Annotated in this window: 14 protein-coding genes; 8 read left to right on the top strand and 6 right to left on the bottom strand. The window is 36.3% G+C overall.

Going from position 1 to position 13,405, the window contains the following annotated elements:
- Positions 1–12: 12 nt before the first annotated feature.
- The 8 genes from FEU33_RS06165 (at position 13) to FEU33_RS06200 (ending at position 8,278) form a co-directional block, all read left to right on the top strand.
- Positions 13–2,472, top strand: coding sequence for a type I restriction endonuclease (locus FEU33_RS06165; RefSeq protein WP_146548533.1), 2,460 nt, complete (start codon positions 13–15; stop codon positions 2,470–2,472).
- A gap of 421 nt (positions 2,473–2,893) precedes the next feature.
- On the top strand, positions 2,894–3,163 hold the full coding sequence (gene rpsN / locus FEU33_RS06170) for a 30S ribosomal protein S14 (RefSeq protein ID WP_146548534.1): 270 nt from the start codon (positions 2,894–2,896) through the stop codon (positions 3,161–3,163).
- Between the two features lie 394 nt (positions 3,164–3,557).
- Positions 3,558–4,001: a MarR family winged helix-turn-helix transcriptional regulator gene (locus FEU33_RS06175; protein ID WP_146548535.1), complete on the top strand. Its 444-nt coding sequence runs from the start codon at positions 3,558–3,560 to the stop codon at positions 3,999–4,001.
- Positions 4,002–4,053: 52 nt separating this feature from the next.
- Positions 4,054–4,983, top strand: coding sequence for a ring-cleaving dioxygenase (locus tag FEU33_RS06180; RefSeq protein WP_146548536.1), 930 nt, complete (start codon positions 4,054–4,056; stop codon positions 4,981–4,983).
- A gap of 14 nt (positions 4,984–4,997) precedes the next feature.
- Positions 4,998–6,053: an LLM class flavin-dependent oxidoreductase gene (locus tag FEU33_RS06185; protein WP_146548537.1), complete on the top strand. Its 1,056-nt coding sequence runs from the start codon at positions 4,998–5,000 to the stop codon at positions 6,051–6,053.
- 574 nt (positions 6,054–6,627) lie between these two features.
- Complete coding sequence (locus tag FEU33_RS06190) at positions 6,628–7,098, top strand: GNAT family N-acetyltransferase (RefSeq protein ID WP_146548538.1); 471 nt, start codon at positions 6,628–6,630, stop codon at positions 7,096–7,098.
- 419 nt (positions 7,099–7,517) lie between these two features.
- Positions 7,518–8,057: a hypothetical protein gene (locus tag FEU33_RS06195; RefSeq protein ID WP_146548539.1), complete on the top strand. Its 540-nt coding sequence runs from the start codon at positions 7,518–7,520 to the stop codon at positions 8,055–8,057.
- Between the two features lie 11 nt (positions 8,058–8,068).
- The gene (locus tag FEU33_RS06200; protein ID WP_146548540.1) at positions 8,069–8,278 is read left to right on the top strand and encodes a hypothetical protein; all 210 of its coding nucleotides are present in this window, start codon (positions 8,069–8,071) and stop codon (positions 8,276–8,278) included.
- 244 nt (positions 8,279–8,522) lie between these two features.
- Here FEU33_RS06200 and FEU33_RS06205 read toward each other — a convergent pair whose 3' ends face one another.
- The 6 genes from FEU33_RS06205 to FEU33_RS06230 form a co-directional block, all read right to left on the bottom strand.
- Complete coding sequence (locus FEU33_RS06205) at positions 8,523–9,818, bottom strand: aminotransferase class I/II-fold pyridoxal phosphate-dependent enzyme (protein ID WP_146548541.1); 1,296 nt, start codon at positions 9,816–9,818, stop codon at positions 8,523–8,525.
- A gap of 487 nt (positions 9,819–10,305) precedes the next feature.
- Positions 10,306–10,674 (bottom strand): hypothetical protein, encoded by a 369-nt coding sequence (locus tag FEU33_RS06210; RefSeq protein ID WP_146548542.1) that lies wholly within the window; start codon positions 10,672–10,674, stop codon positions 10,306–10,308.
- 72 nt (positions 10,675–10,746) lie between these two features.
- A complete protein-coding gene (locus FEU33_RS06215; protein ID WP_146548543.1) occupies positions 10,747–11,073 on the bottom strand; it encodes a hypothetical protein in 327 nt (108 codons plus the stop codon).
- Positions 11,074–11,982, bottom strand: coding sequence for an ABC transporter ATP-binding protein (locus FEU33_RS06220; RefSeq protein ID WP_146548544.1), 909 nt, complete (start codon positions 11,980–11,982; stop codon positions 11,074–11,076).
- Positions 11,979–12,179 (bottom strand): PLD nuclease N-terminal domain-containing protein, encoded by a 201-nt coding sequence (locus FEU33_RS06225; protein WP_186725751.1) that lies wholly within the window; start codon positions 12,177–12,179, stop codon positions 11,979–11,981. The genes FEU33_RS06220 and FEU33_RS06225 overlap by 4 nt, the downstream gene beginning before the upstream one ends.
- A gap of 1 nt (position 12,180) precedes the next feature.
- Positions 12,181–13,293, bottom strand: coding sequence for a helix-turn-helix domain-containing protein (locus FEU33_RS06230; protein ID WP_186731333.1), 1,113 nt, complete (start codon positions 13,291–13,293; stop codon positions 12,181–12,183).
- Positions 13,294–13,405: the final 112 nt, after the last annotated feature.

A 13,405-nucleotide genomic window follows, 5' to 3' on the forward strand; every position in this document is an offset into this window, starting at 1 on the left:
CGGGGTGAAAAAATGGCTATTGATTTATCTGAAAAAGGGTTTGAAGCAAATATAGAGGCGTCATTGATCCGTATTGGTTACAAGAAACGTATACTGGAAGGCGAAGCAAGCAGGTTGTTTAAAAAGTATGCAATTGATGTGGAAAAGCTATTTGAATTTCTGGAAGCCACTCAAAAGAAAAAACTAGAAATGCTAGAGAAACTATATGGTGAAGACTACAAGATAAAGGTGCTTGAACAGATTTGTACAAGTATAAAAAGAAATGGTCTGGTCTATTGTTTACAGCATGGTGTGGAAGATCATGGTGTCATGCTACAGCTGATTTATAGCAAACCGCTGATTACGACGAACTCAATGATGAATGCTTTATATCATCAGAATATCTTCACAGAAAGCCGGCAAGTGTATTATAGTGATGAAACTGATCACAGCTTAGATATGGTTGTTTTCATCAATGGGCTGCCATTAGTTGTAATGGAGCTGAAAAATCCATTTACTGGTCAAACCATTGAGCATACGATCATGCAGTTTAAAAATGCCTTTGATCCAAAAGAACAGTTATTCCGATTCAATGAGCGAGTAGTTGTTTACTTTGCAGTTGACTTGGATGAAGTGTTTATGACTACCAAATTGGATAAATCTGAAACACAATTCTTACCTTTCAACAAGGGTGATAACTGCGGTAAAAGGGACTCGATCGTTTCCGATAATTATCGTACGCATTATTTATGGGATGAGATTCTACAACCAGATAGTTTGCTAGATATTTTATTGTACTTTGTTTTCGTGAAAAAAGATGAGCGTTTGAATTTGAAAGGCGACACAATCGATGAACTCCAAACGCTTATTTTCCCTCGTTTTCATCAATTGGAAGCGGTGCGTAAAATAGAAGCAGATGTACAGCAAAAAGGAGCAGGGCATCATTATCTAATCCAGCATAGTGCTGGAGGTGGGAAGACAATTTCTATGTCATGGCTAGCATATCGTTTATCAAAACTACGTGATCATCATAATGAGGTGATCTTTAACAGCGTTATCGTTATGACAGACTGTCAACGGCTAGATAAGCAATTGCAGGATATGGTGAACCAGTTCGAGCCTACAGCTGATACGGTTAAATGTTTCAACAAGGATTTTCAACAGCTAGATCAAGCGATAAATGATGAAACACGTATTATCATAGCTTCTTTGAAAAATCTCCCTTTTATAAAAGAAAAGGTTTCTGAATTAAAATACCAAAAATATGCACTGATCATCGATGAAGATTGTCTTTCTCAAGGTGAGAAGGCTCTCGCTGTATGGAAGAATGCTTTATCAGATAAGTCATCAGAAAATGCTGATGAGGAGGAGAATATAGAGGGTACTATTGAAAAGATGATCGAAACCATTATAAAAAATGGAAAACATGATCATACTTCAGTCTTTCTATTTTCTGCAACACCAAAGCCAGAGATATTTGAGCGATTTGGTACAATTGGTAAGGATGGCAAACTTCATGCGTTCCATGAATATTCCATGCAGCAAGCCATTGAGGAAGGTTTTATCTTGGATGTGTTAAATAATTATACGACCTATAAAACCTTTTACAAAATTGCAACACTTGATCCGCACGATATCGCACAAAAAACGGAGATTATCATCGAGCATTATCGTAATTTTATACGTCATAAGATCGGCGGTCGTGCCAAAGCAATCGTCACAACAGCAAGTCGCTTGCATGCAGTCCGCTTTAAACTTGCATTTGACGAGTATCTCAAAAAATTTGGCTATGATGATTTAAAAACAGTTGTTGCTTTCCCTGGCACAGTAAAAGATGGAGGAATCTCTTATACAGAATCAGCTATGAATGGCTTTCGTGAAAAAGAACTGCCAACCAAATTTAAGTTAGATGATTACCAAATATTAATTGTATATGAAAATCATCCAACAGATTTTAACGAACCTTTACTGCATACGATGTATGTTGATAAGCCATTGAGTGGTATGAAAGCTGTCCGAACATTGTCATGCTTAAATCGTACATACCCAGGTAAGAAAGATACATTTGTGCTTGATTTCGTCAATGATCCACAAGATATAAAAGATTCCTTTCAGCCGTATTACGAAACACCGATATTTGAAGAAGTAATAGACTTGAATATTTTATATGATCTATTAGCAGAATTAGAGTCTTACCAAGTGTATACAAAAGAAGAAGTAAAAGCAGTTCACGAATCAGAACTAAAAAGAGGTTTCAATCAATCGACTAAGCTACAAGCGGAATTGAATGCATGGATCGATAAAGGTGCAACGCGTTTTAAGCGTAATTTATCTGCTGAAGAAAAGGAAGCATTTCAGGCATCCGTAACGAAGTTTATACATACTTGTGATGTTGTATTTCAAATTGCCGCTTCTGCTTGTACGGATATCGAGCTATATAAGCAATACAATTACTTGAGCCACTTAGTTCATAAGTTGCCACCATATCAGTAGTGGTGACGTTTGACCCGCTTAAACGGGCAGTAAGTTCCCTTTCATTTCAAGAAGCAAATAGCAGTAGAAGGAAGAGAAAGGGGACAACTGCCTGTAAAAAGCCCGATTTTGTTCAACTAACAGTCAGTGGGAAATGAGAAATCCCACTTTATCCCGTACGAATAAGCAGAAAATCTCCATTAAGTGAAGTTTTACTTTATATGAAAATGAGAGCATAATAATATAATTGAAAACAGCAAGCTGTTGAAAGCCGTATTCATTATAGTCCACTAAAAATCTTAGTAATCATTGTATTACTAAGATTTTTAGTTTAGATATAAGAATAGGTATGAAAGAAATTGATTTGCATTTATAGGATAAGTATGCTTTAATTATAAAATATAAACCGTAATTATTACGATTTGAAAAAGGAGGAAAATTCATGGCAAAAAAATCAAAAGTAGTAAAACATCAAAAAATGTTGCTTGAAGTAGAAAAGTATCGTGAGCAACGCGAACAATTAAAAAAAGAAAAAAATTATGAGGCGCTAAGTAAGCTTCCGAAAAATGCATCGCCCGTACGCCTACACAATCGATGTGCATTAACAGGAAGACCTAGAGGCTATATGCGTAAATTTGGGATGTCCCGCATTCAATTCCGCGAACTTGCTTTAGAAGGGAAGATCCCAGGCGTAAAAAAAGCAAGCTGGTAAAAAATTTAATCTCAAAAACCAGTAATAGGGTGACAACGGCTTAGAACGCCCAAAAAGTAAGAAGATCCAGTTTCACATAATAAGAAAATGGTTGGATGGGGATCTCTTTCTATTTATAGCGAAGAGTTTGATGCTAGAAATAAAGAATTCCCCATCACTTCTATTTGTCATTGTTAAAAATTAAGGCCTTGCATTTTGCTGATTAGGCCTCTTATTAAGGCGCAAGTGAAAAGCAAAGATAAAAGAGGAAAATGCTAGGAAAGCGAGTAGGCTATAGCGGAAATCAACAGATTGCCCATATTTGAATGGATAAATTTTCACTAAAATATATAGAATTGACATTTTATCAGTTGACTAGTAAAGTGATAATAAGAAAAGGAAAAGGGGGACAAAAATGAAGAAAAACACACTTGAATCGCTTATATGGACGCGAATCACTCGTTTTGTGACAGAAAGCAATCATCTATCCAATGATTTTTTAAAACGCTTTGGTTTAACAACTGCACAATTTGATGTCTTAATCCAAATTCAAACTTATCAACCTATTACACAGTCTGAACTTGCGGAGAAAGTAACAGTTACGCAAGGAGGAATATCGAGAATGTTGGCTCGTCTTGAGAAAGATGGTCTTATCGAGCGGAAACAAGAGTGGAAGATTAAAAAGATCTCATTAACGAATAAAGGGGAAGAAATTTTAGAAGTTGCAACACCTGAACAAGTGGTATTTCAGTCCTCCTTCTTCAATGAAGCTTTAACAGAGGAAGAGCTTAAGAAATTGTACGAATTGACAACAAAATTACAGAAGTATGCACATGAAAAAAATTTAGAACAGCAGTAATTTTTTTTGAGTTATCACTTAACTAATCAAATGATAAAAGGAGAGAAACAAAATGAAGGGACATCATCATATTTCAATGCTGACGAAAAACGGAAAGCAAAACAATCATTTTTATCAAAATATTTTAGGATTAAAACGTGTGAAAAAATCGGTCAATCAAGATGACCCATCTATGTATCATTTATTTTATGGGGATGAAGTTGGTAGCCCAGGACTTGATCTGACATTTTTTGAAATTCCGATTGCTGGAAAAACAAAAAGGGGAACGAATGCGATTACACAAATTGGTTTACTCGTTCGTGATTATGACAGTCTGCTTTATTGGCAAAAGCGGTTTGAAAATTTAAATGTGAAACATAGTGAAATAACAAATTATATGGGACAACATGCTCTATTTTTTGAGGACCATGAGGGATTACGAATGGTACTTTTAAATAGTGAAGTTGCGGAAGTTCCTGCTTGGCAGCCTGTTTCTACATCTGAAGTTCCTAAAGAGCATCAGATTTTTGCAATGGGAACAGTTGAAATAACGGTGCGTTATTTGAATCATACAGTCAATTTATTGAAAGATCTGTTTGGTTTTGCAGTTGTAGAACAAGGAAGTGACTTTGTACGATTACAACATATGGAAGGATTGCGTACGGGCGAAATTGTTGTAAAAGAGTTAGAAGCACCTAAAGAAAAACCAGGAAGAGGAAGCATTCATCATTTAGCATTACGTGTAAATGATCAAGATGAACTTATGGTATGGAATGAAAAACTAATCAATTATGGTTTAACAACTTCTGGTATAGTGGATCGTTTTTATTTTCAAAGCATATATGCGCGTGATAAAAATGGGATTTTATTTGAATTGGCAACGGATGGACCTGGCTTTACAGTAGATTCTACCGTGGAAGAGCTAGGGCAAAAATTAGATTTACCACCATTTTTGGAAGGGCAACGTGAAACGATTGAAGCCAATCTTGAACCGCTTGACTAAGAGGAGACGATCATATGAAAAGTTATCGAATCGATCCATCAAAAGGGATGGAATTTGGACTATATTCTTTAGGCGATCACGTCATGAATCCATTCAATGGAGAGCATATCAGTGCGGAGCAACGTATCCAAGAAATAATAGAGGCAAGTAAATTAGCAGATGAAGCAGGAATTGATGTTTTTGCAGTAGGGGAAAGTCATCAGAGATATTTTGCATCTCAAGGCCATACGGTCATTTTGGGAGCAATCGCACAAGCAACAAAAAACATAAAAATTGCAAGCTCTGCCACCGTTTTAAGTGTTGCAGATCCTGTTCGCGTCTATGAGGACTTTTCAACCATTGATTTAATCTCACATGGTCGAGCTGAAATTGTGGCTGGTCGTGGTTCTCGAGTGGGGGCATATGATCTATTTGGATACGATTTAAAAGATTATGAAGAGTTGTTTGTAGAAAAGCTGGATATGTTGATGCAGTTGAATCGAGATCGCTCTATTACATGGCAAGGAAAATTCCGCTCATCATTAAAAAACGCAGAGATTCTACCACAACCCCAATCAGGCTCTCTACCAATTTGGAGAGCAGTAGGGGGTCCTCCTGAAAGTGCTATTAAAGCGGGAGGTGCTGGTATTCCGATGATGTTAACGACTTTAGGCGGTCCCGCCAAAACATTTAAAATTTCAGTAGATGCTTATCGTGAAGCAGCTGAACGTAGTGGCTATGATCCAGCTGAATTACCTTTAGCAACGGCATCATTATTCTATACAGCTGAAAATTCACAGGATGCAGTAGAAGAAATGTATCCACATTTGAATGCTGGGATGCATTATATTCGTGGGACAGGTTATCCGAAAGGGCAAGTAGAAGATGGACCAGATCGTTATCAAGCGTTGATGGTAGGTAGTCCACAGCAAATTATTGAAAAAATGCTCTATCAGTATGAATTATATGGTCACCAACGATTTATGGCACAAATCGATTTCGGTGGAGTTCCGTTTGAAAAAATAATGAAAAATATCGAATTGATTGCCACTGAAATTATGCCAGCGGTTAAGAAATATACAAAAGCGTGAACATTAAAGCTTCGATCAATAGATAAAAAAGATAAGAAACAAGCGTGTTGATTATCCAATTTAATCCATGAAAATAGGGGGATGTGTTGATTGCAGCGAAGGCTTGCTCGCTTTCCTGCGGCGAATGCTGAGGGCAACAGGATGTTGGTCACGGAGTCGTTGCCACAGGCGCCCTTAGACTCCGTTCCTTAATCACTACGCTGCGGGGTCTCATCTATTCGCTTTTCCCGCGGGACATTGAATTGGCTTCATCGAATCAACACCGCACGAAGGAAATGCGCATGCATTTTCGAGGAGTCGAGCAAGCCGCAGCGAAGATCTATATAAATGGTCTTAAAAATACAGAGTTTTTCAAAAGCTATGCCAAACAGACACCCCTAATTTTTGTCAAATCAACACGCGTGGACAAGAAAGAAACCTGTCAACGAGTTGGAATGGTTGACAGGTTTTTTCATAAAGTTCCGTTTAAAATTGTTGATGTTTATTTCACTGTAACAAGCAATAAGTTCCTACAACTATCTTTGGATTGAATAAAGAAACCAAATAATGTATTTTATATGAAAGGAGGATATATATGAGTATAGTTATCGAAGAATCTAGTAATGCAGCACTTATCCATGACATTATGATCAAAGCTTTTTCTGAATACAACAGCCTTCCAGCTCCCTCGAGTGCATTAGATGAAACCGTCGAAATGATTTCAACTTCTTTATTAAAGGGGGAGAAGGCATTGATAGACTTTGTAGAGGCAGAGGCTATTGCAATGGTGCGTTTTCAATTAAAAGAAAATCATCTCTATTTTTCTCGGTTGTCAGTAGTACCTGAATTTCAAGGCAAAGGAGTTGCAAAATTATTGTTAAAAGGCTTAGAAGACTATGCACGATCAAAAGGGATTCCTGAAATTCAATGTAAAGTTCGAGTAAATGTACTCAGAAATATACACCTATATCATTCACTCTACTATGAAATTTTTGAGCAAGAGGTTGTTCGTAAGGAAAATGGAATCGAACTTCAAGTTGTTTCTATGAAAAAACGAGTCGATTAAAACTTTGAGGAATCGAAGGCATATATCTGTAAATAATTAATGGCGTTGCAGAGATGAATAGATTAAGAGATATGTAAATATGTTTTGAAGTGAATCAATTTCATAATGTAAAATTCAGATGAAAAACACGAACATTTTAAATCAACATGAACATTAATATTCAGAATTTTTGTTCCGCTCCAGACGGCGCTTTCCACGGGCTTGGCTTCAATCTCCTCGTCACTCCGTTCCTGCGGGGCTTTCAGCTCAAGCTTTTCCCGTAGGAGTCGCCGTCTTCCGCTCCACAACTATCAAAATTAGTTATTCTTAAATGTTCGTATTTATTAAGAAGAAAATGATTTATGAAATTGATTCAAGTATATAAAAAATGCAAATAAAATTTCCTCTATTTTTCAGATAAACATAGAAGGTGTCTTCGCATGATCAGTTCTAAAAAAATGTTTTCATACTGCGTTTCTAAATTTGCTGCGGCAGGTTTTTTATTCTTTCTCTTCTTTTTGATCGTATTCTTCAGTTCGGATATGAAAATGTATCAAACTGTTGAAGGGGTTTCGAACCATGTTCTATGGACTTTCATTTTTGGATATGGTATTTTGGCTTCCATTTTCATCGATTGGCTAATCAAGAAATATTCGGTCACTCAACTAAAAACAAAAATAGAATTGTATGTGGTTGCAGGTTTTGCTATCTTTCTTCTATTTGGTTTATCTATGTATACTGTTATAGCTGGAACTGTCGGAATTTTTTGCGCGCTGATTTTTTATCTAGGGACCGTTCTTTCAACTCACTCTAGAATTTTTAAATACATATTTGCAATTGTGGTACCAATCACATTATTCGTTTTAATTTCTAGAGATTATACGATTAAAAAAACTGGAAAGCTTTACAAAAAGACAATTCCTATGCGGCATCATTTGATTACTTCAATGGACGGCAAGAGATCTCGATTAAGGCAGTGAAAGGTCAAACAATGATTTTTACGCGACAATTTCACGCTGAAAATGGTGGGGGACATGGTTTTCATATAGTAGATGAAAAGGGGAGATATGTTGGAGTTCAATCCATAAGTGAAGACCGGATGAAAATGAACGTTAAAAAAGCTGGAATTTATAGAGCTATTGTAACAGGTGATGAAGTTGCTGGTAGTTTCTATATTAGCTGGAATAGTGAAAACAAATGAATGTAGGAAATTTTAAAAAGTAAAGGAGCACAATCTAGAACAGTACTCCTTTATCCCGCTTTAACGGTCAGTAAAACCCCCATCTCAATATATAGAGATGGGGGATCTCAACTGCCCGTAAAAATCCGATTGGTTTAGCTAACCATCAGTGGGGGATGAAGAAAACCCCCACTGATGGAGTTTCACTTTATCAAACGTTTTTAAATTTTTTCGTTGTAAAAATGGTGATTTTTAATTATGAAGGCTAAGCTTCTATGTCTTTTACGCCTTTATAGATTAATTCAAATAATTCTTCGATTCCTTCTTCTTCGATACAAGAGAAAGCTATGCGTAGATCAGTGTCACTTAGAGCGATTGTACCGACACCATATTCATCTAAAAGGTGAAGACGCAATTTGTCTGCATCGACCGTTTTTAGTTTTAAACACATGAAGTAACCTGAATTGAATGGATAGTAATCCCAAGCATCATTGAATTTACCACTATCTAGAACTGCTTTTACTTTGTTTGCACGACTTTTCATGATGTTGAATTTTTCTATTTTTTGTGCTTCAAATTCAGGGCTCTGTAACGCATGAAGCACGAAAGTTTGTGATGGGTGTGGTCCGCTTGAAATCGTTGCACGGATAATCCCTTTCGTTTTTTCTTCAAGAGCTGCTAAAATGGCTTCACTAGTATTGCCGTAAGTGATGAAACCAACACGGAATCCCCAAATGTATTCTTCTTTTGTCGCGCCATCGATTTTTATAGCTAATACACGTTCGTGAGCATTACTTAACGCACCGAATAATGATTCGTGTAAAGAGTCTTCGAAGAACAGTGAAAAGTATGCGTCATCAGTGAGTACGACAACGTTGATACCTGCATCGGCAGCATCTGTAATGGCTTTAACGATAGCAGCGCCTTCTTCAGCGTTAGGTGTATAGCCAGTTGGATTATTGGGAAAGTTTAATAAAACAATGGCTTTCCCTTTCTCTTTTTGACTAAGAATTGCTTTATGTAGCCCGTCCGCATTGAATTTATTTTCTTCATTGTAAAGTGGGTAAGTGACAGTGTGTGTATGGCGACGAATGCCAAATACCATTTCGTAGTTTTCCCAGTTTTTATCAGGAAGGATTAAAGCGTCTCCTTCATCTGCAAATAAATCAGCGACGATGCTTAAACCATGTGTTAATGCATTTGTCACGATTGGATTACCGAACGTTTTCCCTTTTAATGAAGGATTTTCAACAAGCATTTTTTTACGCCATTCTTTACGTAAAGCTGGTTTACCAGCTGGTGGAGCATATAAATAAAGATCTGATGGATCATATGCAGATAGAGTATCTTGTATCACCTTTAAATGCATAGGCTTTCCGTTTTCTAATGCAGTGCCAATTGTTGCATTATATTTTTTGGCTTTTTTCCCGGCTTCTGCTGATTGGCTTAGAATTCCTTCTTTTGGAAAATATATTTCTTTTGCTAATCCAGAAAGCATGTCATACACATAAGGGTTTTCTTTCTGTATAGTTTCGTTTAATTCTTTTGCTAAACTATGCATGTTGTTATCGCCTCATTTCGAAATACTACGATAATTATACATGATTATTCATAGAAATGAATCAATTCTGTCACAATTTTGGTGAGTTTTTTTAAAAGGAAAAAAATAGATCTATTTGAGTAACAAATAGGAAAAGAATCTTTGGCTAGAAATATCCAATTTCAGTCGTTTTGATTAGGAAAAAGCAGGCGATAAATCAGGCATAATTCTAAAAAACATGTATTTTTGCTCCATTTATGTAGCTCCTTATTTCAGCTAGCTCTTTCCCTTCGTGTAGTGCATACTCGATGAAGACAATCCAATGTCCTCGAAAAAACGAATAAGATCTCCGAAAGAGCGAATAAACCTTCCGAGGTAGCAAATAAATCCTCGTGAAAAGTGAACAAGCCGTAGTGGAAACCAGCAGATGCACTAGATTATGTGGAAAATTGGATAATCAACACATATGAAAACGATTCGTCTACAAGATAACCGCCAGTGAGCTTTCCTAATTGATGGATTTTTTATTAAAGATTTGTATAGTGATAAATTGTATGAATAGGATAGAACCGATAGCCATTATATAAATCCATTTGTAATCACGAACACTATAAAGCCCTTGAAGTATTTGATCCCCATTTGTTGCGAGTTTTAAAAGATTAAAATTATCCGTTTTCGGGAAAATGGAAACGACGAACCAAATACCCACAAATAAAGCTGTCCAAAGAAGATTGGCATAAATAGACTTAAACAACACATTTCCAAATAAAATAACGGCGATCAATAATAAGCCAAAAAGCCATAAATGACTGACAGCGACTGCTAAAAAGGGGACATGCTCATCTCTCCAATAATACCAAGTATAAAAGTACGCCACACTAAATGAAATCCAATACATAATGGTCCAAATAAGCATCGCAAACAATGATTTTGCTAGAACAACAGAACTTCAATGTAATCCCTTTGTCAGTAAAATAATCAATGTTCCTTCATTGCGCTCATGAATGATCATTCCCGCAAATAATAAGGCGATAACGAATAATCCGATTTGAGAAAAATTTTTGAAAAACTGAGCCCAAGAATCAAGGGCAGAAGGAGTAGGAAAACTTTCTGCAATTTCCTTTGGAAGAAATTGAGCCATAATATCTGGCATAAACTTAGCTGCCAATGGGCTTAAAATAGCCAATATTAAAAAAACAGCGAATAAAATGAGTAATTTATAAGTACGGTTGAACTCCATAGTTTCTTTTTTTAATAATGCAAGCAAAGTATTCATCTATCTACTCACCTCCAAGAAGATTTCATCTAGCGATGGTTGGACCACTTCTATGGAAGAAGGATAGAGATTAAGCGCATTACATAATGAGAATAATTGTTGCTGCGTATGTGTAAGATCTTTTGCTTCAATGATTAAACTATTTGATTTGTGAACGATTTGTTCGTTAAACGGAAGCTTTTCCAGAAACGTACATGCCTGATTTTCAGTATGAAACGTAACTTGTATCTGATGTTTACTATGTTTAGTCATAATTTCTGAAAGATTACCTGTGATAACAAACTTGCCATTATGCAGCAGAGCAATCTCATCACAGATTTGCTCAGCATCATGCAAAATATGAGTAGATAAAATAACCGTTGTTTCATGTTTAATCGATTGTAAAATATCTAAAATTTCTTTTCTTCCGATTGGATCAAGAGCAGAAGTAGGCTCATCACAAATTAGTAATTTTGGTTGGTTGATCAGTGCTTGTGCAATTCCAAGGCGTTGCTTCATACCTCGCGAAAATTGCTGTATCCTCTTTTTATTTTTAGCTAGTCCTACAAGATGTAAGTAATGTTCTACACGCTCTTTTCGTACATTTTTGGGCATGCCTGTGATTTCTCCACATAACATCAAATACTCGTAAGCAGTCATATAGGGATAATAGGAAGGGACATCTGGTAAATAACCGATATGACGATTCGTGGCAGTATATCCATAGCTGACTTCTTCATCTAATATGAAAATTTTTCCTTTTGTAGAGGGGAGTAGCCCTAATATTAACTTCATCAAGGTTGTTTTTCCAGAACCATTTTGTCCTATTAGACCAAAAATCCTTCCTTCTTCCAATGTGTAACTGATGTCGTCGATCACTTGGTGTGCTCCAAATGATTTTGTAAGGTGCTCCAAAGTTAATATACTCATATGTCTCTCCCTCTTCCGAATATAAAGTATACAACAGGCCCAATGATCTGGATGAAAAGAACGACAATGATCCACATGGGTTTGTTGCCAAACTGATAATGAGGATGCTTTAAAACATGTATCAATGCCACGATGGCAAGTGTCCATTCTAAAATAATAATGGGGATGATCAAGGGGAGTGCTTCTTGTAATGTCATATTAATCACATCCTAACGTATGCTTTAAATTTTCAATCATTGTTTTTACTTCAGGGCGTAGTATTAAAGGCTTTAATATTGGATTTTCTGTAATCCCAGAGATCAAGCTCATTTTAATGGTCTGTTCATCACGAGGAGCATTGGGCCCTAAATCGAGTTCACGCATTACCCATTCATCGATTAAATCAAAAAATGCATCCCCGTGTAAGGTGATTGGAAATACAATGGATTCTGAAGCTTTGATGTATTTCTTTAACATTTCAATCGCTTTTTTTTCATTTTTTTGCATCATATAGCCTTGGGCAGCCGTTAAATAAATGATCAAAGCATTATTAAAACTCAAGTTATAAATATCAAAAGTTTGCATCATTCCTTCCATACGAAGCACTACTTCATCGAATACCTCAGGTTGATCAACATACATCATCATATAATTGGGTGCGATTCCTAATACGCCAAGAATATTTTGATACATACTCACCTGTAATGTCTCCTTTGCTTTTTCAGGTTGTTGCAATTGTTGATAAGCATTGGCTACAATGATTTCATTCCCAGTATAGGGCTCTACACCATCCCCCAGTAACTCTAGCACACGTTTCGGATTTTGTAGGAACAGTTGACAATGTGCTTCTAATGAGCCAGCTTGATAGGCGAGACGTTGATCCTCTGAATTTTCTTCAATTCGCTGACAAAGCTCGATCGCCTTACGTATAATTTCTTGCTGTAAATCACCTGCCACATGCTGATAATTTAATAAAAGTACAGCCATTTGCATGAGTAATGGAAAGCAGGAATAGTATTCATCAATAATATTTTTGATGCGTGTATAAACTTCATCGAATGGCTTGACTGCAAAATCTTTTGATAATTCTGCGTATAATTTTTGAATATTCTCTTTTGTCATTTGAGGTTTATATCCAAGTAATTCATCAATCGATAAGTTAAAAAAGGTGGCGAGCTTTGGAAGTAACAATATATCAGGATAACTTAACCCCGTTTCCCATTTTGAAACGGCGGCCTTTGATACCCCTACAAAAGATGCAACTTCATCTTGTGTTAATCCTTTTTGCTTTCGTAAAGTAGCAATCGTATTGGCAAACTGTAAGTCTTTCATTCTTGTCATCTCCTTGATCTATGTTTAGTATAGCCAAGAAGTGCAGTAAAAACGATGGAATCATAGTGTAATTTAGTTGAAAAAATCAACCATTAGGAAACATTATGATGGG

Source organism: Rummeliibacillus suwonensis (genome assembly GCF_007896435.1).
Taxonomy (GTDB): Bacteria; Bacillota; Bacilli; order Bacillales_A; family Planococcaceae; genus Rummeliibacillus; species Rummeliibacillus suwonensis.